The 22,172-nt window shown below is 73.0% G+C and carries 25 protein-coding genes; 10 read left to right on the top strand and 15 right to left on the bottom strand.

The window, feature by feature from the left end:
* Window positions 1–132: 132 nt before the first annotated feature.
* Together ACH4N1_RS29360 and ACH4N1_RS29355 are read right to left on the bottom strand one after the other, a co-directional pair.
* Window positions 133–327: a hypothetical protein gene (locus ACH4N1_RS29360; protein ID WP_398101878.1), complete on the bottom strand. Its 195-nt coding sequence runs from the start codon at window positions 325–327 to the stop codon at window positions 133–135.
* Between the two features lie 114 nt (window positions 328–441).
* Window positions 442–1,395: an ROK family protein gene (locus ACH4N1_RS29355; RefSeq protein ID WP_398101876.1), complete on the bottom strand. Its 954-nt coding sequence runs from the start codon at window positions 1,393–1,395 to the stop codon at window positions 442–444.
* Between the two features lie 201 nt (window positions 1,396–1,596).
* Between ACH4N1_RS29355 and ACH4N1_RS29350 the strand changes: the two genes are divergently transcribed.
* Window positions 1,597–2,646 (top strand): LacI family DNA-binding transcriptional regulator, encoded by a 1,050-nt coding sequence (locus ACH4N1_RS29350; RefSeq protein ID WP_398101873.1) that lies wholly within the window; start codon window positions 1,597–1,599, stop codon window positions 2,644–2,646.
* A gap of 214 nt (window positions 2,647–2,860) precedes the next feature.
* Window positions 2,861–3,262: a VOC family protein gene (locus tag ACH4N1_RS29345; RefSeq protein WP_382792768.1), complete on the top strand. Its 402-nt coding sequence runs from the start codon at window positions 2,861–2,863 to the stop codon at window positions 3,260–3,262.
* An 87-nt stretch (window positions 3,263–3,349) separates the two neighbouring features.
* Here the strand turns inward: ACH4N1_RS29345 and ACH4N1_RS29340 are convergent, their stop codons facing one another.
* Window positions 3,350–4,654, bottom strand: a complete 1,305-nt coding sequence (locus tag ACH4N1_RS29340; RefSeq protein ID WP_398101869.1) for a DUF6986 family protein — start codon at window positions 4,652–4,654, stop codon at window positions 3,350–3,352.
* Window positions 4,655–4,738: 84 nt separating this feature from the next.
* On the opposite strand from ACH4N1_RS29340, the gene ACH4N1_RS29335 reads away from it, so the two are divergent.
* Window positions 4,739–5,404: an endonuclease/exonuclease/phosphatase family protein gene (locus ACH4N1_RS29335; RefSeq protein ID WP_398101866.1), complete on the top strand. Its 666-nt coding sequence runs from the start codon at window positions 4,739–4,741 to the stop codon at window positions 5,402–5,404.
* Between the two features lie 56 nt (window positions 5,405–5,460).
* Here ACH4N1_RS29335 and ACH4N1_RS29330 read toward each other — a convergent pair whose 3' ends face one another.
* From ACH4N1_RS29330 to ACH4N1_RS29315, 4 genes are all read right to left on the bottom strand, one after another.
* On the bottom strand, window positions 5,461–6,423 hold the full coding sequence (locus ACH4N1_RS29330; RefSeq protein WP_398101863.1) for an electron transfer flavoprotein subunit alpha/FixB family protein: 963 nt from the start codon (window positions 6,421–6,423) through the stop codon (window positions 5,461–5,463).
* An 80-nt stretch (window positions 6,424–6,503) separates the two neighbouring features.
* Complete coding sequence (locus ACH4N1_RS29325; protein ID WP_398101860.1) at window positions 6,504–7,292, bottom strand: electron transfer flavoprotein subunit beta/FixA family protein; 789 nt, start codon at window positions 7,290–7,292, stop codon at window positions 6,504–6,506.
* 218 nt (window positions 7,293–7,510) lie between these two features.
* Window positions 7,511–8,020: a flavin reductase family protein gene (locus tag ACH4N1_RS29320; protein WP_398101857.1), complete on the bottom strand. Its 510-nt coding sequence runs from the start codon at window positions 8,018–8,020 to the stop codon at window positions 7,511–7,513.
* Between the two features lie 213 nt (window positions 8,021–8,233).
* Window positions 8,234–8,647, bottom strand: coding sequence for a thioredoxin family protein (locus ACH4N1_RS29315; RefSeq protein ID WP_366058457.1), 414 nt, complete (start codon window positions 8,645–8,647; stop codon window positions 8,234–8,236).
* A 74-nt stretch (window positions 8,648–8,721) separates the two neighbouring features.
* Between ACH4N1_RS29315 and ACH4N1_RS29310 the strand changes: the two genes are divergently transcribed.
* Together ACH4N1_RS29310 and ACH4N1_RS29305 are read left to right on the top strand one after the other, a co-directional pair.
* Window positions 8,722–9,138 carry a DUF4395 domain-containing protein gene (locus tag ACH4N1_RS29310; protein ID WP_398101854.1) on the top strand — a complete coding sequence of 139 codons (417 nt, stop codon included), beginning with the start codon at window positions 8,722–8,724 and terminating at the stop codon, window positions 9,136–9,138.
* 191 nt (window positions 9,139–9,329) lie between these two features.
* Window positions 9,330–10,058 carry a lysophospholipid acyltransferase family protein gene (locus ACH4N1_RS29305; RefSeq protein ID WP_398101851.1) on the top strand — a complete coding sequence of 243 codons (729 nt, stop codon included), beginning with the start codon at window positions 9,330–9,332 and terminating at the stop codon, window positions 10,056–10,058.
* A 136-nt stretch (window positions 10,059–10,194) separates the two neighbouring features.
* On the opposite strand, the gene ACH4N1_RS29300 is transcribed toward ACH4N1_RS29305, so the two are convergent.
* From ACH4N1_RS29300 to ACH4N1_RS29285, 4 genes are all read right to left on the bottom strand, one after another.
* The gene (locus ACH4N1_RS29300) at window positions 10,195–10,767 is read right to left on the bottom strand and encodes a transglutaminase domain-containing protein (RefSeq protein ID WP_398101848.1); all 573 of its coding nucleotides are present in this window, start codon (window positions 10,765–10,767) and stop codon (window positions 10,195–10,197) included.
* 96 nt (window positions 10,768–10,863) lie between these two features.
* Window positions 10,864–11,934 (bottom strand): threonine aldolase family protein, encoded by a 1,071-nt coding sequence (locus tag ACH4N1_RS29295; protein WP_398101845.1) that lies wholly within the window; start codon window positions 11,932–11,934, stop codon window positions 10,864–10,866.
* On the bottom strand, window positions 11,931–12,677 hold the full coding sequence (locus ACH4N1_RS29290; RefSeq protein WP_363090338.1) for an SDR family NAD(P)-dependent oxidoreductase: 747 nt from the start codon (window positions 12,675–12,677) through the stop codon (window positions 11,931–11,933). Before ACH4N1_RS29290 ends, ACH4N1_RS29295 begins: the two co-directional genes overlap by 4 nt.
* A gap of 41 nt (window positions 12,678–12,718) precedes the next feature.
* Window positions 12,719–14,116, bottom strand: a complete 1,398-nt coding sequence (locus ACH4N1_RS29285; protein ID WP_398101842.1) for a DUF6421 family protein — start codon at window positions 14,114–14,116, stop codon at window positions 12,719–12,721.
* Between the two features lie 220 nt (window positions 14,117–14,336).
* Between ACH4N1_RS29285 and ACH4N1_RS29280 the strand changes: the two genes are divergently transcribed.
* Window positions 14,337–15,098, top strand: a complete 762-nt coding sequence (locus ACH4N1_RS29280) for a glycerophosphodiester phosphodiesterase (protein WP_398101839.1) — start codon at window positions 14,337–14,339, stop codon at window positions 15,096–15,098.
* Between the two features lie 42 nt (window positions 15,099–15,140).
* On the opposite strand, the gene ACH4N1_RS29275 is transcribed toward ACH4N1_RS29280, so the two are convergent.
* Complete coding sequence (locus tag ACH4N1_RS29275) at window positions 15,141–15,680, bottom strand: GNAT family N-acetyltransferase (protein WP_398101836.1); 540 nt, start codon at window positions 15,678–15,680, stop codon at window positions 15,141–15,143.
* A 69-nt stretch (window positions 15,681–15,749) separates the two neighbouring features.
* Between ACH4N1_RS29275 and ACH4N1_RS29270 the strand changes: the two genes are divergently transcribed.
* Window positions 15,750–16,142, top strand: coding sequence for a VOC family protein (locus tag ACH4N1_RS29270; protein ID WP_398101833.1), 393 nt, complete (start codon window positions 15,750–15,752; stop codon window positions 16,140–16,142).
* Between the two features lie 73 nt (window positions 16,143–16,215).
* On the top strand, window positions 16,216–16,980 hold the full coding sequence (locus ACH4N1_RS29265; RefSeq protein ID WP_398101830.1) for a VOC family protein: 765 nt from the start codon (window positions 16,216–16,218) through the stop codon (window positions 16,978–16,980).
* 162 nt (window positions 16,981–17,142) lie between these two features.
* Here ACH4N1_RS29265 and ACH4N1_RS29260 read toward each other — a convergent pair whose 3' ends face one another.
* Together ACH4N1_RS29260 and ACH4N1_RS29255 are read right to left on the bottom strand one after the other, a co-directional pair.
* A complete protein-coding gene (locus ACH4N1_RS29260; protein ID WP_398101889.1) occupies window positions 17,143–17,727 on the bottom strand; it encodes a MarR family winged helix-turn-helix transcriptional regulator in 585 nt (194 codons plus the stop codon).
* A 209-nt stretch (window positions 17,728–17,936) separates the two neighbouring features.
* Window positions 17,937–19,655, bottom strand: a complete 1,719-nt coding sequence (locus tag ACH4N1_RS29255; protein WP_398101827.1) for an FUSC family protein — start codon at window positions 19,653–19,655, stop codon at window positions 17,937–17,939.
* A 176-nt stretch (window positions 19,656–19,831) separates the two neighbouring features.
* Here ACH4N1_RS29255 and ACH4N1_RS29250 point away from each other — a divergent pair, with 176 nt between their 5' ends.
* Both ACH4N1_RS29250 and ACH4N1_RS29245 read left to right on the top strand, forming a co-directional pair.
* Window positions 19,832–20,425, top strand: a complete 594-nt coding sequence (locus ACH4N1_RS29250) for a DUF5134 domain-containing protein (RefSeq protein WP_398101824.1) — start codon at window positions 19,832–19,834, stop codon at window positions 20,423–20,425.
* A gap of 277 nt (window positions 20,426–20,702) precedes the next feature.
* Window positions 20,703–21,374: a phosphatase PAP2 family protein gene (locus ACH4N1_RS29245; protein ID WP_398101821.1), complete on the top strand. Its 672-nt coding sequence runs from the start codon at window positions 20,703–20,705 to the stop codon at window positions 21,372–21,374.
* A gap of 381 nt (window positions 21,375–21,755) precedes the next feature.
* On the opposite strand, the gene ACH4N1_RS29240 is transcribed toward ACH4N1_RS29245, so the two are convergent.
* Window positions 21,756–22,016 (bottom strand): DUF2630 family protein, encoded by a 261-nt coding sequence (locus tag ACH4N1_RS29240; RefSeq protein WP_398101818.1) that lies wholly within the window; start codon window positions 22,014–22,016, stop codon window positions 21,756–21,758.
* Window positions 22,017–22,172 lie beyond the last annotated feature (156 nt).

The raw sequence follows: 22,172 nt of genomic DNA, 5'->3' as shown, positions 1-22,172 counted from the left end.
TGGGCGGTGGCCCTCGGGGGGGGGCCCCGCACACCCGGCCCAGCTAACCCCCCGCGGTGGGGGGGCCCCCCCCGGGGGGGGGGGGGGGCGGGGGGGGGGGGGCCCGGCCCCCGCGGCCGCGTGCGGAGACCGTCAGTCGGTCCCGCCCAGGGCGTTCTCGTCGACGGCCAGGCTGTCGTCGGCGATCGTGGGGTCGAGGCTGCCGAGGGCGTCCCCGACGCTCAGTCCGGCGAGGTCCTCACCGCCGGCACCGTGCGAGGGAGTGATCGCCGCGACGACGAAACCGGTGGCGAGGGAGGCGATGGCGAGCATGCTGCGCTTCTTCATGCCCTGATCAACTGCACAGTCCACAGGAGGTCACGCGCCGACCGCGAACCCTTCGTGAGCGGAGGGCGGACCCGCGAGAGGGAACGTTCCTCCGGACTGTTCGTCCCAGGCCCCTCAGACCCCTGCCGCCGTCCGCTCCGGCCCGCTCGCCAGCGCCGCGGCGGCCGCTCCCACCAGTCCGGCGTCGGTGCCCATCTGGGCGGGCACCACGGTCAGTCGCCGCACGAAGGACAGCGTGGCGTAGTCGGCGAGGGACCGCCGCAGGGGCGCGAGGAGGACGTCACCCGCCTTGCCGACACCGCCGCCGACCACCGCGATGTCGATCTCGACGAGGGCCCCGGTGGCGGCGATACCGGCGGCCAGCGCCTGGGCGGCACGCTCGAACGAGGCCACGGCGACCGGGTCGCCCGCGCGGGCGGCGGCGGCCACGGCGGCGGCGGAGGCGTCGCCGTCCGGGCCGGGCCGCCAGCCGTTCTCCAGGGCCCGCCGGGCGATGTTGGGCCCGCTGGCGATGCGCTCCACGCAGCCGCGCGCACCGCAGGGACACGGGTCACCGTCGAGATCGACGCTGATGTGACCGATGTGACCGGCGTTGCCGGTGGGTCCGGGATGGAGCCGGCCGCCCAGGACGAGACCGCCGCCGACGCCGGTCGAGACCACCATGCACAGGGCGTTGTCGTGGCCGCGGGCGGCGCCCTGCCAGTGCTCGGCGGCGGTGATCGCCACGCCGTCGCCGATCAGCTCGACGGGGAGGCTCCCGGTGGCGGCCCGGACCCGCTCGACCAGCGGGTAGTCGCGCCAACCGGGCACGTTGACCGGGCTGACCGTGCCGGTGGAGGCGTCCACCGGACCGGCGCTGCCGATGCCGAGGGCACGGGCCCGCTCCCACAGCGGCGAGGCCGTGAGGTCCCCGAGCACCTCCTCGACGGCCCGCATCACGGTGTCGCCGTCCTGCTGGGCCGGGGTGGGCCGCTGGGCGCGGACCAGGATCGTGCCGCCGCCGTCCACCAGCGCGCCGGCGATCTTGGTGCCGCCGATGTCCAGCGCGGCCACGAGGTCGGTGTGCATCAGTCTCGGTTCTCCCCGTCAACCATCGGAAAAAGGGCTGGCCGGTCCAGCGGTGGGGACGTGGGCCGGGATTGCGGTGGACAGTCTCTCCCGCATCTGACAACGTTGTCCAGGGCCTATGCTCGTCGGCACATCCTCAACCGCCTCCCGGGACGCCCGCACCGCACGCGTCGCCGTGGACAACAGGACAGGACCCGCCCCGTGCCCGAGACGCCCCGCCGCGCAGCCGGCATCTCCGCGAACCGCTACGGCATTCGTCCCACCATGAAGGACGTGGCGGCACGCGCGGGGGTGGGACTGAAGACCGTCTCCCGCGTGGTGAACGGCGAACCGGGGGTCACGCCGGAGACGGAGCGGCGCGTCCATGAGGCCATCGAGGCGCTCGGCTTCCGCCGCAACGACAGCGCGCGGGTCCTGCGCAAGGGCCGTACGGCCAGCATCGGCCTGGTCCTCGAGGATCTCGCCGACCCCTTCTACGGCCCCCTGAGCCGAGCCGTGGAGGAGGTGGCACGGGCCCACGGCGCGCTGCTCATCAACGGCTCCAGCGCCGAGGACCCGGACCGGGAACAGGAGTTGGCGCTGGCGCTGTGCGCGCGCCGGGTCGACGGGCTGGTGGTCATCCCGGCCGGCGACGACCACCGCTACCTGGAACCGGAGATCAAGGCCGGTGTGGCGACGGTGTTCGTCGACCGGCCCGCGGGGGGCATCGACGCCGACTGCGTCCTGTCGGACAACTTCGGCGGGGCCCGGGAGGGCGTGGCCCACCTCGTCGCGCACGGGCACCGCAGGATCGGCTTCATCGGGGACATGCCGCGCATCCACACCGCGGCCGAGCGGCTGCGCGGTTACCGGGCGGCGATGGAGGACGCGGGGATAGCCGTGGAGGACGCCTGGATGTCCCTGGGCGTCACCGATCCCGCACGGGTGCGCCGGGCGGCCCGGGAGATGCTTTCCGGGCCCGCCCCGGTCACCGCGGTCTTCTCGGGCAACAACCGGGTGACCGTCACCGTGATCCGGGTGCTCGCCGAGCAGAGCCGTCCCGTCGCCCTCGTGGCCTTCGACGACCTGGAACTGGCCGACCTGCTCCAGCCGGGCGTCACGGTGGTCGCGCAGGACGCCGCCGCGCTGGGCCGTACCGCCGCCGACCGGCTGTTCCGGCAACTGGACGGCACCCTGATCGCCCCGGAGCGCATCACCCTGCCCACCCGGCTCATCGCCCGCGGCTCGGGCGAACTGCCGCCGGCGGGCTGAGTCCGCGGCGGACCGACGCGTGGGGCCACCGGGCCCGGCAGGCCCTGTACCCGGCAGGAACGGCGCGGCCCGCCGGACGCAGCCGGGAGTGCCGGAAAGGCGGGCCCGGGAACCCCCGTCCCGGTTAGGCTCATCACACGGCATCGCGTGTCGGTCACCGGCCGGGTGAGGCATGGAGGTGCCCGTGAGTTTGCCTTACGGAGGCATTCCACAGATGTCGGTACAGCTGAACCACACGATCGTCCACTCCCGTGACAACCGGGAGTCCGCCGAGTTCCTCGCCCACGTCCTGGGACTCGAAGTCGGCTCCGAGTGGGGCCCGTTCGTCCCGGTCGACACCAGCAACGGGGTCACCCTGGACTTCGCCACCGTCCCGGCGGAGTCCATCGCCGTGCAGCACTACGCGTTCCTCGTCTCCGAGGAGGAGTTCGACGCCGCGTTCGGGCGGATCAGGGAAGCCGGGATCACGTACTTCGCCGACCCGCACGGAAAGCGGCCGGGTGAGATCAACCACCATCACGGCGGGCGGGGCCTGTACTTCATCGACCCCGCCGGGCACGGGATGGAGATCATCACCACGCCCTACACCTTCCCCGAGCAGCAGCGGAAGCAGTAGCAACGGCACGAGTACGAGCAGGACCTGAAGGCCCACGGCCGGCCGGGGCACCCCGCCCCGGCCGGCCGTACCGCTCGCCCGCAGTGGTCACCGCCCGGACGCCGTCGGACCGCCCCGGCGCGGTGCCGCGAAGCCCTCCAGGGCGGTCCGTGTCAGCCCGGTGGCGGCGGTGACCTCGGCCGTGTCGAGGGCGCCGCAGTCCAGGCCGCGCAGGAGGTGGCCGCTGAGGGCCTTGGCGGTCGCCGGCTCGTCCAGCACGTCGCCGCCGGCCCGGTCGGCGTACCGGGAGAGGCGCTCGGCGGCCTGCGCGAAGCCCTCGCGGTAGAAGGCGAAGACGGCCGCGTAGCGGGTCGGGAGGTGGCCGGGGTGCATGTCCCAGCCCTGGTGGTAGGCGCGGGCCAGCGCGCGGCGGGTGAGGCCGTAGTGCAGGCGCCAGGCGTCGTGGACCTGGGCGGTGGGGCCCACCGGCAGGACGTTGGTGGAGCCGTCGCAGACGCGTACGCCGGTGCCGGCGGCGGCGACCTGCATGACGGCCTTGGCGTGGTCGGCGGCGGGGTGGTCGGCGGCCTGGTGGGCGGCGGACACGCCGAGGCAGGCGCTGTAGTCGAAGGTGCCGTAGTGCAGTCCGGTGGCGCGGCCCTCGGCGGCCTGGATCATCCGGGCGACCGTGGCGGTGCCGTCGGCGGCGAGGATGGCCTGGCTGGTCTCGATCTGGATCTCGAAGCGGAGCCGGCCGGGGGTGAGCCCGCGCGCCCTCTCGAAGGCCTCCAGGAGCCGGACCATCGCGGTGACCTGCTCGGCGTAGGTCACCTTCGGCAGGGTCAGCACCAGCCCGTCGGGCAGGCCGCCCGCGTCCATCAGGCCGGTGAGGAAGACGTCCAGGGTGCGGATGCCCCGGTCCCGGACGCCGGCCTCCATGCACTTCATGCGGATGCCCGTCCAGGGGGCCGCCGTGCCCTCGCCGCACGTCTGGGCGACCAGCCGGGCGGCGCGGGCGGCCGCCTCGTCCTCCTCGGCGTCGGAGCGGGGGCCGTACCCGTCCTCGAAGTCGACGCGCAGGTCCTCGACCGGCTCGCGCTCCAGCTTGGCGCGCACCCGCGTGTACACGGGCTCGGCGAGTTCGTCGGGGAGACCGAGGACGGCCGCGAGGGACGCGGCGTCGGGGGCGTGCTCGTCGAGGGCGGCGAGGGCGCGGTCGCCCCAGGAGCGGACGGTGTCGGCGGCGAAGGCGTCGCCGGGGACGTAGACGGTGTGGACGGGCTGGCGGGTGCCGGGGTCTCCGGGGTAGAGGCGTTCGAGTTCGGCGTCGACCGGGGCGAGGGAGGCACTGATCCCCTCGCTGACGGCACCCGCGAGGCTCGTCGCCACGGTCTCCTGCTGGCCCTGACCCATTCCCGCACCCTCCTGTTTTCCGCTGTACGGAATCAACAATCCGTTGAAGGAAGCTAACCGTGGGGCTTCTCCGGGGTCAACACCTTGTCCACGCCACGGCACCCTTGCCCGCTTCCGCCACGAGGCCCCCTTCCGTCCGCCCGTCCGTGCACGCACCCTGGCATCGGCACCGGCCGGGGCGGCGGCGGCGAGGAGTCGATGGCCGTCTTCTACGACACCAGGCGGCTCGCCCCGGTCGAGCACGCCCACTTCTGGCTCTCCGACACCCCGGCGGTGCGCGGCTCCAACACCTGGGGCGGAGCCCACCCCCGGATGGTCACCTGGGTCCGTTTCCGTGACCTGAAGGCGTCCGGGCGCCAGTTCCGCCTGGTCAACACCCACCTCGACAACGCCGGTCGGTACGCCCGTGAACGTGCCGCCGCGCTGATCGCCGAACGCCTCACCGCGTTCGGTCCCGGCCTGCCCGTGCTGCTCACCGGCGACTTCAACGCCGCCGCCCGGCGCAGCACGGTCCACGACACGCTGCTGGCCGCCGGTCTGGTCGACACCTGGGACACGGCGAGGTGGCGCGGCACGGCGTACGGGACGTTCCACGCCTACCGGGGTCCGCAGTCGGGCGGGGACCGCATCGACTGGATCCTGGCGACGCCGGACGTCTCGGTCCACCGGACGTGGGTGGACACCTTCTCGCTCGACGGCAGGTACCCGAGCGATCACCTGCCGGTGTGCGCCTCGGTGTCCCTGGGATGAGCCGAGGCCCCCGTGACCGGACCGGTCACGGGGGCCTCGCACAGCGGCGGCGGGGATCAGCCCTTGCGGGTCTTGATCTCCTCGGTGAGCTGCGGGACGACGTCGAACAGGTCGCCGACGACGCCGTAGTCGACCAGGTCGAAGATCGGGGCCTCGGCGTCCTTGTTGACGGCCACGATCGTCTTCGAGGTCTGCATGCCGGCACGGTGCTGGATGGCGCCGGAGATGCCGTTGGCGATGTACAGCTGCGGCGACACGGACTTGCCGGTCTGGCCGACCTGGTTGGTGTGCGGGTACCAGCCGGCGTCCACCGCGGCGCGCGAGGCACCGACGGCCGCGCCGAGCGAGTCGGCGAGGGCCTCGATGATCGCGAAGTTCTCCGCGCCGTTGACACCGCGGCCGCCGGAGACGACGATCGCGGCCTCGGTCAGCTCCGGGCGGCCCGTCGCCTCGCGGGGGGTGCGGCCGGTGACCTTGGTGCCGGTCGCCTGGGCGGAGAAGGTCACCGCGAGGGCCTCGACGGCGCCTGCGGCCGGAGCGGCCTCGACGGCCGCGCTGTTGGGCTTCACGGTGATGACCGGGGTGCCCTTGACGACCCGGGACTTGGTCGTGAAGGACGCGGCGAACACCGACTGGGTGGCCACCGGGCCCTCCTCGCCGGCCTCCAGGTCGACGGCGTCGGTGATGATGCCGGAACCGGTGCGCAGCGCCAGACGGGCGGCGATCTCCTTGCCCTCCGCGGAGGACGACAGCAGTACCGCGGCCGGGGACACCGCCTCGACGGCGGCCTGGAGGGCGTCCACCTTCGGCACGACCAGGTAGTCGGCGTACTCGGACGCGTCGTGGGTCAGGACCTTGACCGCGCCGTGCTCGGCGAGGACGGCGGCGGTGTCGGCGGCGCCGCTGCCCAGGGCCACGGCGACCGGCTCGCCGATACGGCGGGCCAGGGTCAGCAGCTCCAGGGTGGGCTTGCGGACGGCACCGTCCACGTGGTCGACGTAGACGAGGACTTCAGCCATGGGATTGCTCTCCTGCGAAACGAAGTTGAGGGGCGGTCGGCGAGCGGGGCCCAGATGAACCTCTGGCCCGCGAGTCTGTGTCAGACGAACTTTCGCTCCGCGAGGAAGGCGGCGAGCTGCTTGCCGCCCTCGCCCTCGTCCTTGACGATCGTGCCGGCGGTGCGGGCCGGACGCGCGGTCGCGGACTCGACCTTGGTCCAGGCACCCTCCAGGCCGACCTCGTCGGCCTCGATGTCGAGGTCGGACAGGTCCCAGGACTCCACCGGCTTCTTCTTGGCGGCCATGATGCCCTTGAAGGACGGGTAACGGGCCTCGCCCGACTGGTCGGTGACGGACACGACGGCCGGCAGGGAGGCCTCGAGCTGCTCGGAGGCGGTGTCGCCGTCGCGGCGGCCCTTGACGGTGCCGTCCTCGACGGAGACCTCGGACAGCAGGGAGATCTGCGGGACGCCGAGGCGCTCGGCCACCAGGGCCGGAACGACGCCCATGGTGCCGTCGGTGGAGGCCATGCCGGAGACGACCAGGTCGTAGCCGGCCTTCTCGATCGCCTTGGCCAGCACCAGGGAGGTGCCGATGGCGTCGGTGCCGTGCAGGTCGTCGTCCTCGACGTGGATCGCCTTGTCGGCCCCCATGGACAGGGCCTTGCGGAGCGCGTCCTTGGCGTCCTCGGGGCCCACCGTCAGAACGGTGACCTCGACGTCGTCGTCGGAATTCTCGGAGATCTGCAGCGCCTGCTCGACGGCGTACTCGTCGAGCTCGGAGAGCAGACCGTCCACGTCGTCCCGGTCGACGGTCAGGTCATCGGCGAAGTGCCGGTCGCCAGTGGCGTCGGGCACGTACTTCACAGTGACAACGATCCTCAAGCTCACGCCGGCTCTCCTACTGCATCGTCAGTTCTGGCTGCCTTCTTTCAGGCAGCATAGGCGCCACAAGCGGCCGATTCCGATCGGGGCGGCCTGCGCCCCCGAACGAAACATTACTCACCAGTACACCCAGTTCCTGCCCGCTAAGCAAGCGCTTTGAACTGTGACCTCCGCAACGCAGCGTAATCGGAACCGGACGGCTCCGCGGGAGCGCCCGAAGGCGATCAGTCCCGCAGAGCGGTGAAGCGCCCCTGGTGGTAGAGCAACGGGCGGCCCGTGCCCGCGGGATCGCCCAGGACGACCTCGGCGAGGACGATCCGGTGATCGCCGGCGGGCACGCGCGCGACGACCCGGCAGACCAGCCAGGCCAGCACGTCGTCGAGGACGGGAACGCCCTCGGGGCCCTCGCGCCAGGACGTCGGCGCACCGAACCGGTCCGCGCCGCTGCGCGCGAAGGTGGCGGCCAGTTCGCGCTGGTGCTCGCCGAGTATGTGCACGCCGACATGGCGGGCCTCCGAGATCGCCGGCCAGCTGGAGGCTCCGGTGCCGACGCCGAAGGACAGCATCGGCGGCTCGGCGGAGACGGAGGTGAGCGAGGTGGCGGTGAAGCCGACCGGTCCGGTCTCGCCGGGCGCCGTGATCACGGCCACGCCGGCCGCGTGGCGGCGGAAGACGGAGCGCAGCAGGTCGGGGGAGGCGAGCTGGGCGGTGCGGAGATCGGGTGTGGCCGTCATGGGGTCTTCCTGGTCCTTCTGCCGGATGTGACGTGCGGATGCGTGGCTGCTCAACGGCCCGGACAGCGCGCGCTCGCGGTGCGGACGAGGTCGACGTGCGCCCGTCCGTGGAGAAGGAGTTCCTCAGGCATACGGTCAGGCTGACGATAGGTGGCGCGTGCAGTCAAGTACGTCCCGGCATCCGGGAGCGGGCTCACCGCCGGCCGCACGCACTCACACCGCCTCGCCCAGGGCCGCGATGACGTCGGCCTTGCGGGGCTGTCCACTGGCGCGGCGCACGACGTGGCCGTCGGCGTCCAGCACCAGCACGGTCGGGGTCTTGAGTACGGCGAGTTCCCGGACGAGGTCGAGATGCGCCTCGGCGTCGATCTCGATGTGGGTCACCCCGGGCACCAGGTCCGCCACCTCGCCCAGGATCCGGCGGGTCGCCCGGCAGGGGGCGCAGAAGGCGCTGGAGAACTGCACGAGCGTGGCCCGCTCACCGAGTTCGCCGCCCAGCCGGTCCGCCCCGAGCCGTTGTCCTTCGTCGCGCCCGCGCACGCGCACCCTCCCGCTCCGCCGCCGGTGCAGCACTCCGTAGGCACTCGCCGCCGCGAGCACCGCCACACACACCATGAGTCCGGTCATCATCCGCACAAGCATTCATCAGACTGCAAAGATTCCCGCATCCCCCTCCCCCGCCGTTGCGGAATGCTTGATTCATGGACATCGATGCGAGAGGGCCGCGGTTCGGGGCGGCCGTGACGACCGTCGTGCTGGCGGTCGCACTGATCACCCGGAGCCCCTGGCTGCTGGCCTGGCAGACGCTGGCGTTCGCGCTCGGCGCGGCCGGCGGGGTGGGGCGTTCGCCGTACGGCTGGGCCTTCCGGGTGGCCGTCCGGCCGAAGCTGGGGCCGCCCACCGCCTTCGAGGCGCCGCAGCCGCCGCGGTTCGCGCAGGCCGTGGGACTGGTCTTCGCGGTCCTGGGGCTGATCGGTTTCGCGCTCGGCCCGGAGTGGCTCGGACTGGCCGCGACGGGGGCGGCGCTCGCGGCGGCGTTCCTCAATGCCGCTTTCGGGTACTGCCTGGGCTGCGAGATGTACCTGCTCGTACGGCGGGTCACGGTACGGGCGGAGTAAAGAAGATCTAAAAGCCCGAGGTGGATCATGGGAGGCGGACGTGACGAGAATCTCGCGGCCGACGGGCACCAGGACTGGCTACCCGGCCGTTCTTCGGGCACGATCTGCGAGATGCCGTAAACCTACGGCTGCGTAACTTTGCCGCCGGGGAGCCGCTCCCGGGCAGAGATCAGGAAGGGTTCGCGCCTCCCATGGCAGAGCTTGTCTACCGTCCCGTCGTCGGCCTCGCCCAGACGCTGTTCAAGGTCTGGGATCTCAAGATCGACTGCAAGGGGTCGGAGAACATCCCGCGCTCGGGCGGAGCCGTGCTGGTGAGCAACCACATCAGCTACCTCGACTTCATCTTCAACGGTCTCGCGGCGCTCCCGCAGAAGCGGCTCGTTCGTTTCATGGCGAAGGAGTCCGTCTTCCGCCACAAGGTCTCCGGCCCGCTGATGCGCGGCATGAAGCACATCCCGGTGGACCGCGAGCAGGGCGAGGCGGCCTACGCGCACGCCCTGGACTCGCTGCGCTCCGGCGAGATCGTCGGCGTCTTCCCCGAGGCCACCATCTCGGAGTCGTTCACGCTCAAGACCTTCAAGTCGGGCGCCGCGCGGCTGGCCCAGGAGGCGGGCGTGCCCCTGGTGCCGATGGCCCTGTGGGGGACGCAGCGGCTGTGGACCAAGGGCCACCCGCGCAACTTCAAGCGCAGCCACACCCCGATCACCATGCGGGTCGGCGAGGCCCTGGAGGCGTCCCGCGACAAGTACGCGGGCGCCCTCACCCGGCAGCTGCGCGGGCGGGTCCAGGAGCTGCTGGAAGCCGCCCAGCGCGCCTACCCGGTCCGCCCCAAGGACGCGAGCGACACCTGGTGGATGCCGGCCCATCTGGGCGGCACGGCGCCCACCCCGGAGCAGGTCCGCGCGGCCGAGACCCGCTGACCCCCGCCCCCGCCCCCGCGCCTCGTCGGGGGCGACGGCGGCGGGACCGTCGGCCGCCCGACGTCATCGCCCACCCCTCCCCGTCGCGCACCGGGGAGGTCGGCGACCGCGGCCGGCCGGGTGCGCGGCGGGGGTGTCACAGCGAGGTGGGGAGCGTCTTCCAGAGGTGGGGACGGTCGGGGGCCGCCCGGAGCGCGCGCAGGACGGGCGGGGGCGGGGTGGCGTACAGGACGGGGTGGTCGCGTTCACCGGCGGCGGGGTCGGGGCGGAAGGCCAGCCGCTCGCCGTGCAGGGAGAACCGGGCGTCCACTCCGGGTTTGTTGCCGCGGGGGTCCTGACGGTGCCAGGCACCGTCGAAGCGGACGGCGACCAGCCCGTGGACCACGTCGAACGTCTGGTAGCACAGGGCGGTCGGGATGTCCTCGGCGCGCAGCAGCGCGGCCAGCGCGTGGGCCTTGGCGTAGCAGATGCCCGTGCGCAGCTCCAGCACGTCGGAGGCGCGCCAGGTGACCCGGAGATCACCGGAGTCCTGGGAGTGGGGGATGGTGTCCCGCACGAATGCGAAGGCCAGCCGCGCATAGGCATACGAGTCGTCCGCATCCTTGGCCAGCCGCGCGGCGGTGTCCCGCACCAGGGGGTGGTGGTGGTCGATGACCTCGTCGGCGGCCAAGTACGCGGACAGGTCGGGGTTCTCCTGGATCAGCTGCATGCCGCGAGAGCATAGGAACGCGGCCACCCGAACGTCAATCGTTTTTCAGGTGACCGCATACCTATGCATTACATGCGATCGCTGTGGTGCTCGCCTCTAGCGGGCCATCTCCTCCTTGAGCGCCGCCAGGAACGCGTCGACGTCCTCCTCCGTCGTGTCGAAGGAGCACATCCAGCGCACCACGCCGGCCGGCTCGTCCCAGAAGTAGAAGCGGAACCGCTTCTGGAGGCGCTCGCCCACGTCGTGCGGCAGCCTGGCGAAGACGCCGTTGGCCTGGACGGGGTGGAGGATCTCCACCCCGTGCACCGCGCGCACGCCCTCGGCCAGCCGCTGCGCCATCTCGTTGGCGTGCCGCGCGTTGCGCAGCCAGAGGTCCTTGGCCAGCAGGGCCTCCAACTGCACCGACACGAACCGCATCTTGGAGGCGAGCTGCATGGACAGCTTGCGCAGGTGCTTCATGTGGGAGACGGCGTCCCGGTTGAGCACCACGACCGCCTCGCCGAACAGCGCGCCGTTCTTCGTCCCGCCGAGCGAGAGGATGTCGACGCCGACCGCGTTGGTGAACGTGCGCATCGGCACGTCCAGGGAGGCGGCCGCGTTGGCGATGCGGGAGCCGTCCAGGTGCACCTTCATGCCGTGCGCGTGGGCGTGCTCGCAGATCGCGCGGATCTCGGCGGGCGTGTACAGGGTGCCCAGCTCCGTGCTCTGGGTGATCGAGACGACCTGCGGCATCGCCCGGTGCTCGTCCTCCCAGCCGAACGCCTGCCGGTCGATCAGCTCGGGGGTGAGCTTGCCGTCCGGTGTCGCGACGGTGAGCAGCTTCAGGCCGCCCATGCGCTCCGGTGCGCCGCCCTCGTCCACGTTGATGTGGGCGCTCTCGGCACAGATCACCGCACCCCAGCGGTCGGTGACCGCCTGGAGCGCGACGACGTTGGCGCCGGTGCCGTTGAAGACCGGGAACGCCTCCGCCGTCGGCCCGAAGTGACTGCGGACGATCCGCTGGAGGTTCTCGGTGTAGTCGTCCTCGCCGTAGGCGACCTGATGGCCGCCGTTGGCCAGGGCCAGGGCGGCCATCACCTCCGGGTGGGCCCCGGCGTAGTTGTCGCTGGCGAAACCGCGGACCTCCGGGTCGTGGTGACGACGCGCGTCGGTCCTGGGTGGGTTCACGGCTTCTCGGTGAGCCACAGACGGTGTCCGTTCACTTCGGCGGCGGGCTTGTCCCAGACGCCGGCGATGGCCTCGGCCAGGTCCTTGACGTCGGTGAAGCCCGCGAACTTCGCGTTGGGCCGCTCCGCGCGCATCGCGTCGTGCACCAGCGCCTTGACCACCAGGATCGCAGCCGCGGAGGTCGGCCCGTCGGGGCCCCCCGCCTTGCGGAAGTAGTCGGCCATCGAGAGCGTCCACGCCTCGGCGGCGGCCTTGCCCGCGGCGTACGCGGCGTTGCCCGCGGTGGGCTTGCTGGCTCCCGCGGCGCTGATCAGGACGTACCGGCCGCGGTCGCTGCGCTGGAGCGCCTCGTGGAAGGCGAGCGAGGTGTGCTGCACGGTGCGGATCAGCAGCAGTTCCAGGAAGTCCCAGTCGTCGAGGCTGGTCTTGGTGAAGGTCTCGCTGCCGCGCCAGCCGCCGACGAGGTGCACGAGACCGTCCACCCGGCCGAGGTCCTTCTCGATCCGGGCGGCCCAGTCCTGGGTGGACTTCAGGTCGAGCAGATCGACCGGTTCGCCCATGACGGTCGCGCCGCCGGACGCGTAGCTCGCCGCGTCGACGGCCTCCGCGAGCCGCTCCGGGTCGTTGTCCGCGCCCACCACGGTCGCGCCCGCCTCGGCGAGCCTGATCAGCGCCGCCCGGCCGGCGGGTCCGCCCGCGCCGGCCACCGCGATCACCGCACCGCTGAGAGCCCCGTTCCCCATGGTCTTCGCCTCCTGAGCAGTGTTCTCGGTACGCAGGTCGCTCACGCGGCGATCCGCTCGGCGGCGTCCGCCGTGATGCCCCGGGTGGAGGCGATCACGTTCTTCAGCTTCTTGGACAGCGCCTCATAGAACATGCTCAGCGGAAACTCGTCCGGAAGCACGTCGTCGACGAGCTTGCGCGGCGGCTGGGTCAGGTCCAGGGCGTCCGGACCCTTGGCCCACTTGGAGCCGGGGTGCGGGGCCAGGTAGGTGGAGACCAGCTCGTAGCCGGCGAACCAGTGGACGAGCTTGGGACGGTCGATGCCGTCGCGGTAGAGCTTCTCGATCTCGGCGCACAGCTCGTTGGTGACCTGCGGGGCGCGCTGCCAGTCGATGTGCAGCTTGTTGTCGGTCCAGCGGACGACGTCGTGCTTGTGCAGGTAGGCGAAGAGGAGCTGGCCGCCGAGGCCGTCGTAGTTGCGCACCCGCTCGCCGGTGACCGGGAAGCGGAACATGCGGTCGAAGAGGACCGCGTACTGCACGTCACGGGCCTGCGGGACGCCGTCGGCCTCCAGCTTCACGGCCTCCTTGAAGGCGGTGAGGTCGCAGCGCAGCTCCTCCAGGCCGTACATCCAGAACGGCTGGCGCTGCTTGATCATGAAGGGGTCGAAGGGCAGGTCGCCGTGGCTGTGGGTGCGGTCGTGGACCATGTCCCACAGCACGAAGGCCTCCTCGCAGCGCTTCTGGTCGTGGACCATGGCGGCGATGTCCTCGGGCAGTTCCAGGCCCAGGACGCCGACCGCGGCGTCGGTGACACGACGGAAGCGGGCGGCCTCGCGGTCGCAGAAGATGCCACCCCAGGAGAAACGTTCCGGCGCTTCGCGGACGGCGATGGTCTCCGGGAAGAGCACGGCCGAGTTGGTGTCGTAGCCGGCCGTGAAGTCCTCGAAGGTGATGCCGCAGAACAGCGGATTGTCGTAACGGGTGCGCTCCAGCTCGGCCAGCCAGTCCGGCCACACCATGCGCAGCACGACCGCCTCGAGGTTGCGGTCCGGGTTGCCGTTCTGCGTGTACATCGGGAAGACGACCAGGTGCTGGAGGCCGTCCGCACGGTTGGCGGCGGGCTGGAAGGCCAGCAGCGAGTCCAGGAAGTCCGGGACCTCGAAGCCGCCCTCGGCCCACCGGCGCAGGTCCTCCACCAGGGCGCGGTGGTAGTCGGCGTCGTGCGGGAGCAGCGGCGACAGTTCCTCGACCGCGGCGATCACGTGCCGCACGGCCTGCTCGGCGTCGGCGCGCCCGGGGGCACCGTCGGCCGCGAAGTCGATCGATCCGTCCTTCGCCTGCCAGGGCCGGATCCGCTCCACGGCATCCTTGAGCACGGGCCAGGCCGGGTGCTCCACCACCCTGGCCACGGGAGGAACCCGCCCCTCCGAACCCACCTGCACAAGAATTTCCGTCATGTCCCATCCTCCACAAAGAACCTCACGTATGGACACCGTATGCATAAGAGGTTCTTCCAGCAAGATGACCTTCGGGAAATTATCCTGCCCACCCCCATGGTCACCGCGTTTTTTCCTGCACGTCATCGGATGGTCGGAGGCTTTCGGCGCGGGCCACCGGGTAGGGGTTCCCGCGGTGCGCGCCGACCGCACCGGTCCGTCCAGGGAAGCGAGTCGTGACGTGAACGTCCCCACCATCGGCCACCGCGGAGTCATGGGCGTCGAGCCCGAGAACACCCTCAGGTCGTTCGTCGCCGCCGAGCGGGCCGGTCTCGACGCGGTCGAGCTGGATCTGCACCTGAGCAAGGACGGCGCGCTCGTGGTGATGCACGACGCCGACGTGGACCGCACCACGGACGGCAGCGGGCCGGTCGCCGACCACACCCTCGCGGAGCTGCGCGCCCTGGACGCCGGGCTCGGCGAACGGGTGCCGGTCTTCGAGGAGGTCCTGGCGGCGGTGTCGGTGCCCATCCAGGCCGAGATCAAGGACGTGCAGGCGGCGCGGGCGCTCGCCGAGGTAATGCGGGAGCGGGACCTGGTGGAGCGGGTGGAGGTGTCCTCGTTCCACGACGAGGCCGTCGCCGAGATCGCCCGGCTGGTTCCCGGCGTGCGCACGGCGCTCATCGACAGCCTCCACCCCGTCCGGGCCGATCCGGGCGGGCAGACCCCCCACGGCCTCGGCATCGCGGAACGCGCGGTGGCCGCCGGCGCCGCGACCGTGTGCCTGAAGCTGCGGCGGCTCACCCTGGAGATCGTCGAGGAGGTCCGCGGGCACGACCTGCGGATCATCGGCTGGGTGGTCAACACCCCGGACCAGCTGCGCCTGGCCCGGGCCTTCGGACTGGACGGCGTGACCACGGACCGGCCGGAGATCGCGGACGCCGGCCGGTCCGGGAGGGGGGACACCGGCCGGCTCGGGAGCGGGAACACCGGCCGGCCGTAGCTCCGGCGCCGTCGGGCACCCCGCCGTCTCACGGCCCGGGGCTCATCCGAGGGGCTTGACCAGCAGTTCGAACTGGAGGTCGTCGCGCTGCGGGATGCCGAAGCGCTCGTCGCCGTAGGGGAACGGCGTCATCCGGCCGGTACGCCGGTAGCCGCGCCGCTCGTACCAGGCGATGAGGTCGTCGCGCACCGAGATCACCGTCATGTGCATCTCGGTGACGCCCCATTCGGCGCGGGCCCGGCGCTCGGCCTCCTCCAGCACCGTCCGGCCGAGGCCGCCGCCCTGGACGGTGGGGCTGACCGCGAACATGCCGAAGTAGGCGTACTCACCGCGGTGTTCGAGCTGGCAGCAGGCGACGATCCGGCCGTCCCGCTCCACCGTGAGCACCCGGGCGTCGGGCGACTTGATGATCTCCCGGACACCCTCGGGGTCGGTGCGCTGCCCTTGCAGGATGTCCGCCTCCGTGGTCCAGCCGGCCCGGCTGGCGTCCCCGCGGTAGGCCGACTCGACGAGCGCGACCAGCGCGTCCACGTCGACGTCTGCGGCGTCACGGAAGCTGACGTCGGTGGCGGTGGTGTCCATGCGGGGTTCTCCGGATCTGTGGCGCGGCTGGGCACCGCCGAGCCTAACCGTCGCCTACGCTCCGGATGCATGGTGCATGTACTCAGCAGTCGAATCCTGCTCCGCCCCACCGATCCCGAGCGCTCCCGCGCCTTCTACGGGGAACAGCTGGGCCTCGCCGTGTACCGCGAGTTCGGTACGGGCCCGGAACGGGGCACCGTCTACTTCCTCGGCGGCGGGTTCCTGGAGGTCTCGGGGCGGGCTCAGACCCCGCCGGACCCCGCCGTACGGCTGTGGATGCAGGTCCCCGACGCGGCGGCGGCCCACGAGGAGCTGACGGAGGCGGGGGTGGAGATCGTCCGGCCGCCGGTGAAGGAGCCGTGGGGTCTGGTCGAGATGTGGATCGCCGACCCGGACGGGACGCCGATCGTGCTGGTGGAGGTGCCGGCCGACCATCCGCTGCGGTACCGGCCGGGCACCTGACCTCAGCGGATGCCGGGGAGCGGGCCCGGGTCTAGCGTGCTGAGGGGGTGCTCCCTCTGCCGGAAGGAACGCCATGAAGCTCGACGTGCCCGTGCCCGGTGGGCCCTGCTGGGCCGAGCTGGGCACCGACGACCTGGCGGCCGCCCAGCGGTTCTACACGGAGTTGTTCGGCTGGCGGTGCGAGACCGATCCGAGGGAGGAGGCGGGCGGCTACACCGTCGCGCACCTCGGGGACGCCGACGTCGCCGCGCTCACCCCCCTGTACCAGAAGAGTCAGCCGGTGGCCTGGAACGTGTCCTTCGGGGTCTCGGACGCCGACGTCACCGCGCGGATGATCGAGGAGGCCGGGGGCAAGGTGCTGGTCGGCCCGATGGACGTGTTCGACATGGGCCGTTTCGTCGTCGCCCTCGACCCCGGCGGCGCCGCCTTCCAGCTGTGGCAGGCGCACGCCTTCCCGGGGGCCGGCCTGTTCAACGCGCCCGGCTCGCTGGGCTGGGTGGAACTGCTGACCCGCGACACCGCGCGGGCGGAGGCGTTCTACACCACCGTGTTCGGGTGGACCGTGGCCACCTCCGAGTACTACACGCGGTGGGGTGTCGGCGGCCTCGACTTCGGCGGCATGATCGCGATGGACGACAAGTTCCCGCCCGAGGTGCCGCCGCACTGGCTGCCGTACTTCGCGGTGGCCGACGTGGACACCGCGGCCGCGACGGCCGGACGGGCGGACGGCACGGTGCTGATGGAGCCGACCTCGGTGCCGGACGGCCCGCGGATCGCAGTGCTGCGGGACCCGCGGGGAGCGTTGTTCGGCGTGTACCGGGCGGGCGACGAGCGCTGAGCCCGGCACGCCGCAGCGGGGCAGCCGCGGCGTCGGCCTCGGCCTCGGTGCGGGCGTCGGTCGCGGCGTCGGCCTCGGCCTCGGTGCGGGCGTCGGTCGCGGCGTCGGCCTCGGCCTCGGTGCGGGCGTCGGTCGCGGCGTCGGCCTCGGTCCCGGCTTGGGTCAGATGCGCAGCGCCTGCATGTGCCCCTCCAGCCGGCTGAGCAACTCCCCCAGCAGTACCGCGAGTTCGCCCTGCCGGTCGACGTCCAGGGCGGACAGTACGGCGCTCTCGTAGGCGAGTTGCTCGGGCATGATGCCGTCGACCAGCGCGCGGCCGGCCTCGGTGAGGCGGAGGTGGGCGACGCGGCGGTCCCGGGCGTCCCCGCGGCGCTCGACCAGACCGCGTTCGGTCAGGTGCTTGACGCGTTTGGTGACGGCGGCTCCGGAGGAGAACGTCTCCCGGACGAGTTCGCCGGGGGTCAGTTCGTGGCCGGTGCGGCGCAGCGCACCGAGCAGATCGAACTCCGCGCGGGTGAGCCCGGCACGCCGCAGCGGGGCGTCCTCGGCCTGCTGAAGGAGCGCGGCACAGCGGTTGACCCGCCCGATGATCTCCATGGGTGCGGTGTCCAGCTCGGGCCGCACGGCCTGCCACTGCCGCACCACGGAGGCGACGGTGTCACCACGGGCCGCGGCCCCGCGGGGGTCCGTGCCGTCCCCGGCGTCGGGCTGCCGACGTGCCCCGGTCCCCGGACCGGCAGCGGGCAGCCGCGCGGCTGCCCGGGCCGGCGGCTCCCGCACGTCGCCGCCTTCACCGGCCGGTTCCCCCCGAGCGGCACCGGCCCCGGCGGGACCGGCGGGACGCCGCCGGGTCGCACCGGCACGGCCCCCGCCGGCCTCCCGCCCCGGCGTCTCGTCGTGCCCGCCGGTCGGCCCACCCGCGTCGTCCCCGTCCACAGGCTGTCCCTGCGTCGCCGTCATGGCCGTACGTCCTCCGGTCTCGCCTCGTTGTGCCCGGTCAGGTGGAGTCCCTGACGCCGGACCGTCGCGGCGAGCGTACGGTGTCCGTTCTGTTCGGCCGTGACGACCCGCTCCTGCGGCAGGGCACGCTGCCACCACTCGCCGCTCGCGGCGTCGGCGGTGGCGCGCAGATCGACCAGTGCGGCGGCGAGGCCGCGGCGGGCGGACTCCAGTGCCGCCGGGGCGGGGTCCGGCCGGGCGAGGAGGCGGGCGGCGGTGTCGCGGGCGCGCTCGGCGGCCGTCAGGGCGTGTTCGAGGCGGTCGCCGGAGCGGCGGTTGGTGACGGTGACGGCGGCGACGAAGCCGACCAGCGCGCCGACGAGGGTGTCCACGACCCGTTCGGTGATCAGCGTGCCCGTGTCCTCGTACCGGGCGAACTCGGTGATGAGCAGTGCCATCGGGGTCACGCAGACGCTGCCGAGCCAGTAGTTGCGGCTGATCAGCGCCTCCGCGCCGAAGTTCAGGGCGAGGCAGACGAGGACCAGGGCGGCCTGGTGGAGGTGGGCGAGCGGGACGATCGCGGCGAAGGCGAGGACGCCGACGAGGTTGCCGACGACGCGCTGGACTCCGCGGCTCCAGGTGAGGGTGACGTTGGCCTGGTAGAGGGAGGCGGCGGTGACCAGGGCCCAGTAGGGCCGGCCGACACCGAGTGCGAGGGAGGCGTAACCGGCCAGGGCGCAGCCGAGGGCGGTGCGCACGGCGAGCGGGGAGAGGGGGCCGAGACGCCGCCACAACGACGTTCGCGGCGCGGCCAGTTGGCTGTCCACCCCGAGGAGCTCGTCGTCGTCCACCAGGTCGTCGGGGCGCGGGACGGCCCCCGTGCCGCGCAGTGCGCGGGCCCAGTCGCGCAGTCGTACCGGGTCGGTGTCGGCGGGCGCGGCGAGGGCCACCTCGGCGCGGACCACGAGCCGCTCCAGCGCGCGTCCGGTGTCCCCGTCGCGGGCCGACAGCAGTGTCTGCCACGCGGCGTGCACGGCGGCGGCCGCGGCGGCGCGGGTACGGGCGTGCCCCTCGCCGGTGCCGCGGGTGGCGGCGTACGCGGCGGCGGCGTTCAGCGCCTGCGCGGTGGCACGGCGCTCCGGGCCGTGCGGACGCAGCAGGCCCGGCGCCATGCCGACGGTCCAGGACCACGCGCCCGCGAGGAGTGCGAGACCGAGGTGGCCGGGGATCCGACCGAGGGTCTGCGGAGCGAACAGCGCGGCGGAGCTGATGAAGGTGAGGATCACGTTGCCGGGCGGCCCGATCCGGGTGGCGTCGCAGAGTGTCTTCTGCGCGGCCGCGAGGAGGGCGCCGACGGTGACGAGGACGACGGCGTCGGTGGTGAGGGCGGCCGCGAGCAGTGCGACGGCGAGCCCGCCCGTCATGCCCAGCACCACCAGGGCCAGGACGCGGGCGCGGGCGGCGTAGGGGCGGTTGTGGGCGTACAGCGCGCACAGGGATCCGGCCATGGTGTACATCGCCAGGTCGAGGCGGCCGAGGGCCAGCAGGATCAGGTTGGGCGGGGCGACGGCGGCGACGACGCTGACCGCGGGCTTGAACCAGATGTCGGAAGGGCGCCCGAGCCTCAGTACCCCGGCCAGCGGGAGACGGACACGGGAGCCGGTCCGGTGGCGGGGACGGGGGGCGGGACGGGGGTGGCCGCCGGGTCGCTGGGGGGTCGTGCTGCTCGAACTCACTCTCATCAATTTAGCAGGTGTTTTACCTGTAAATGACATGCCGTGACATCGTCGGGCCGCCCCTCTCACCCTCTGCGCTCCGTCGAATGCTCCCCGTGCACCTCCTTGCGCTCGCGTGCGCACCGCGTGCCGCGGGCATCGCCTTCCTGGACCGTCCGTCGAGCGGGGAGGTACGCGTGCACGGACCGGCATCGCCCGGCTGGCTGCTGGTCGCCGTGTGTGCGGCCACCGGCGCCTACTGCCTGCTGCGGATGCGGAGCAGTGACGAGAGGCAGCGCCGGGCCGCGGGCGACGAGGCGCTGATGGGTTTCGGGATGGCCGTGATGGCCGTGCCGGGCACCGCGTTCACCCCGCCGGCATGGGTCTGGCCGGTGTACGCGACGGTCTTCGGCGGGGCCGCGCTGCGGGCCCTGTGGGCGGCCCGGACGGGCTCGCACCACCTGCACCACCTGGTGGGCGCCGCGGCCATGGTCTACATGGCGGCCGCGATGGCGGCGTCCCCCGCGGCGGGCCACGGGCACGGCGGCTCCGGGGTGCCCGCGCTCACGGGCGGCCTGCTGGTCTACTTCGCGGCGTACGTCCTCGTCTCCGGTGCACGGCTGCTGCCGGTGGCCGGGGTGCCGGGCGGCGCCGGCACGGTCGCGGGGGGCACGAAGGCGGGGAACGGTACCGGGGGACGTGCCGTGGCGTGGGGCGACCGGCCCGAGCTGGCGCGTGCCTGCCGGCTGTCGATGGGGATCGGGATGCTGGCCATGCTGCCGGCCTTCTGAGGCGCCGGCCCCGCGGGGGAGGACCGGGGCGCGTTCGGCCCCGCCCCCGGCCCGCGGGCCCACGTTTCGCGGCGGATGCACCGGCTGCCGACGGACCCGGCCCGGCTCACCGCGGCCCGCCGGCTGCGGCTGACGGCGGCGGCTGACGGCGGCGGCCTCACCGGCCCGGTGCCTCCGGCACCGGTGACGCCGGCGCCGGCGCCGCGGGCACTCGGCCGAGACGGTCCGGCCGGCGGGTGGTTGGCTTGGCACCCCGCAGTTCGGCAAGGATCACTTCATGCACCATCACTCCGTCGACTCCCCGCCCGCCCCGTCGCCGTACCGCACCGCCGTCCGCACGGCGATCGCCCTGGGCCTGTGCTCGCTCGTGCTGCTGATCCTGGTGGCCGCCCGGTGGCACCCTCTGATCTCCGCCGACGGAGACATCTCGCGCACGACCCACCGCTGGGCGGTCGCCGATCCCGACGTCACCCACGCCAGCCGCATCCTGACGGACTGGGTCTGGGACCCGCTGACGATGCGACTGCTGTGCGCGGCGGTGGCCGTGTGGCTGGTGTGGCGCCGCTCGGCGTGGTGGACGGCGGTGTGGCTGATCACGGTGTCGGTGGTCGGCACCGCTCTGCAACAGGGGCTCAAGGCCGCGGTCGACCGCGAGCGCCCGGTCTGGACCGACCCCGTCGACTCCGCCCACTACGCGGCCTACCCCTCCGGCCACGCCCTCACGGCCACCGTGGTCCTGGGCCTGCTCCTGTGGCTCCTGCACCGCCACGGCGCGGGCCCCGTCCTGTGGCGTACGGCGGTGGCGGTGGCCGTCGTCTCGGTGGCGGGCGTCGGACTGACCCGCGTCTGGCTGGGGGTCCACTGGCCCACGGACGTCCTCGGCGGCTGGCTCCTGGGTGCGATGCTGGTGTGCCTGGCGATCGCGGCGCACGTGAGGTGGCGGCCGTGACCCGCCGGACGGCCGCGGCCCCCGTACGGTGACGGCCGTGCGCGTGCCACGGCCCGCGAGGGCGTGCGCGTCCGTGTGTTCCCGGACGCGGACCCTCCGGAGGCGCACCCCGGGGACCTGCCTCTTTCCCGCGATCGACTCCACGGCTTCCACCGTGCTGTCCGACTTCTCCGGCACCTTCTTCCGCATCGAGTCCGCCGAGTCGTGACTGCGGGCCGTGCTCGACGCGACCGGTGCCGGGCCGACGGTGTCGAGCTGCCGGTGCCGATTCGCCGGAGGGCGAGCCGCTGGAAACGGCTCGGGCGCCGGAGGAGGCCGGTGTGCCGCCCGGCGGGGCCTTCCCGGTGCGGATGCCCGAGGAGCCGGCGGCCCCGTGGTGGGTCAGCCCCGGTAGCCCTCCACCTGCGACGAGGACCGCACCCGCGCCTCGTCCGGGTTCTCCCCGAACTCGGCCTTGGCACACCGCTGGCGCAGCAGGTCCCCGCACTGGTCGAGGGCGCGTTCCGGTTCGCCGAGCCGCTGGTGTTCGGTGGCGTCGTCGATCCGGCCGGCCGCCAGGTCCTCCCGCAGCCTGCGCTCGTCCTCGACCATCGTCGTGATCCGGGTGAGGATCTCCCGGTCCTGTCCGCTGCCGGCTGCCATCGCGGTGCGCCCTCTCCTCGGCTCGGCACTGCCGCCCACTGCAGGGACGGCCGGGTCGTGAGGCGACCGGTGGAGCGAGGGGGTGCGCGGAGAGTACGGAACCGCGGAGCGAAATGGAGGGAGAGGGAGGGAGATGAAGGGGAACCGAAGGGCGAG

The sequence above is a fragment of the Streptomyces sp. NPDC017202 genome, assembly GCF_044331705.1.
In the GTDB taxonomy this organism is placed as follows: Bacteria; Actinomycetota; Actinomycetes; order Streptomycetales; family Streptomycetaceae; genus Streptomyces.
This window is presented reverse-complemented; position numbering and strand designations above follow the sequence as displayed.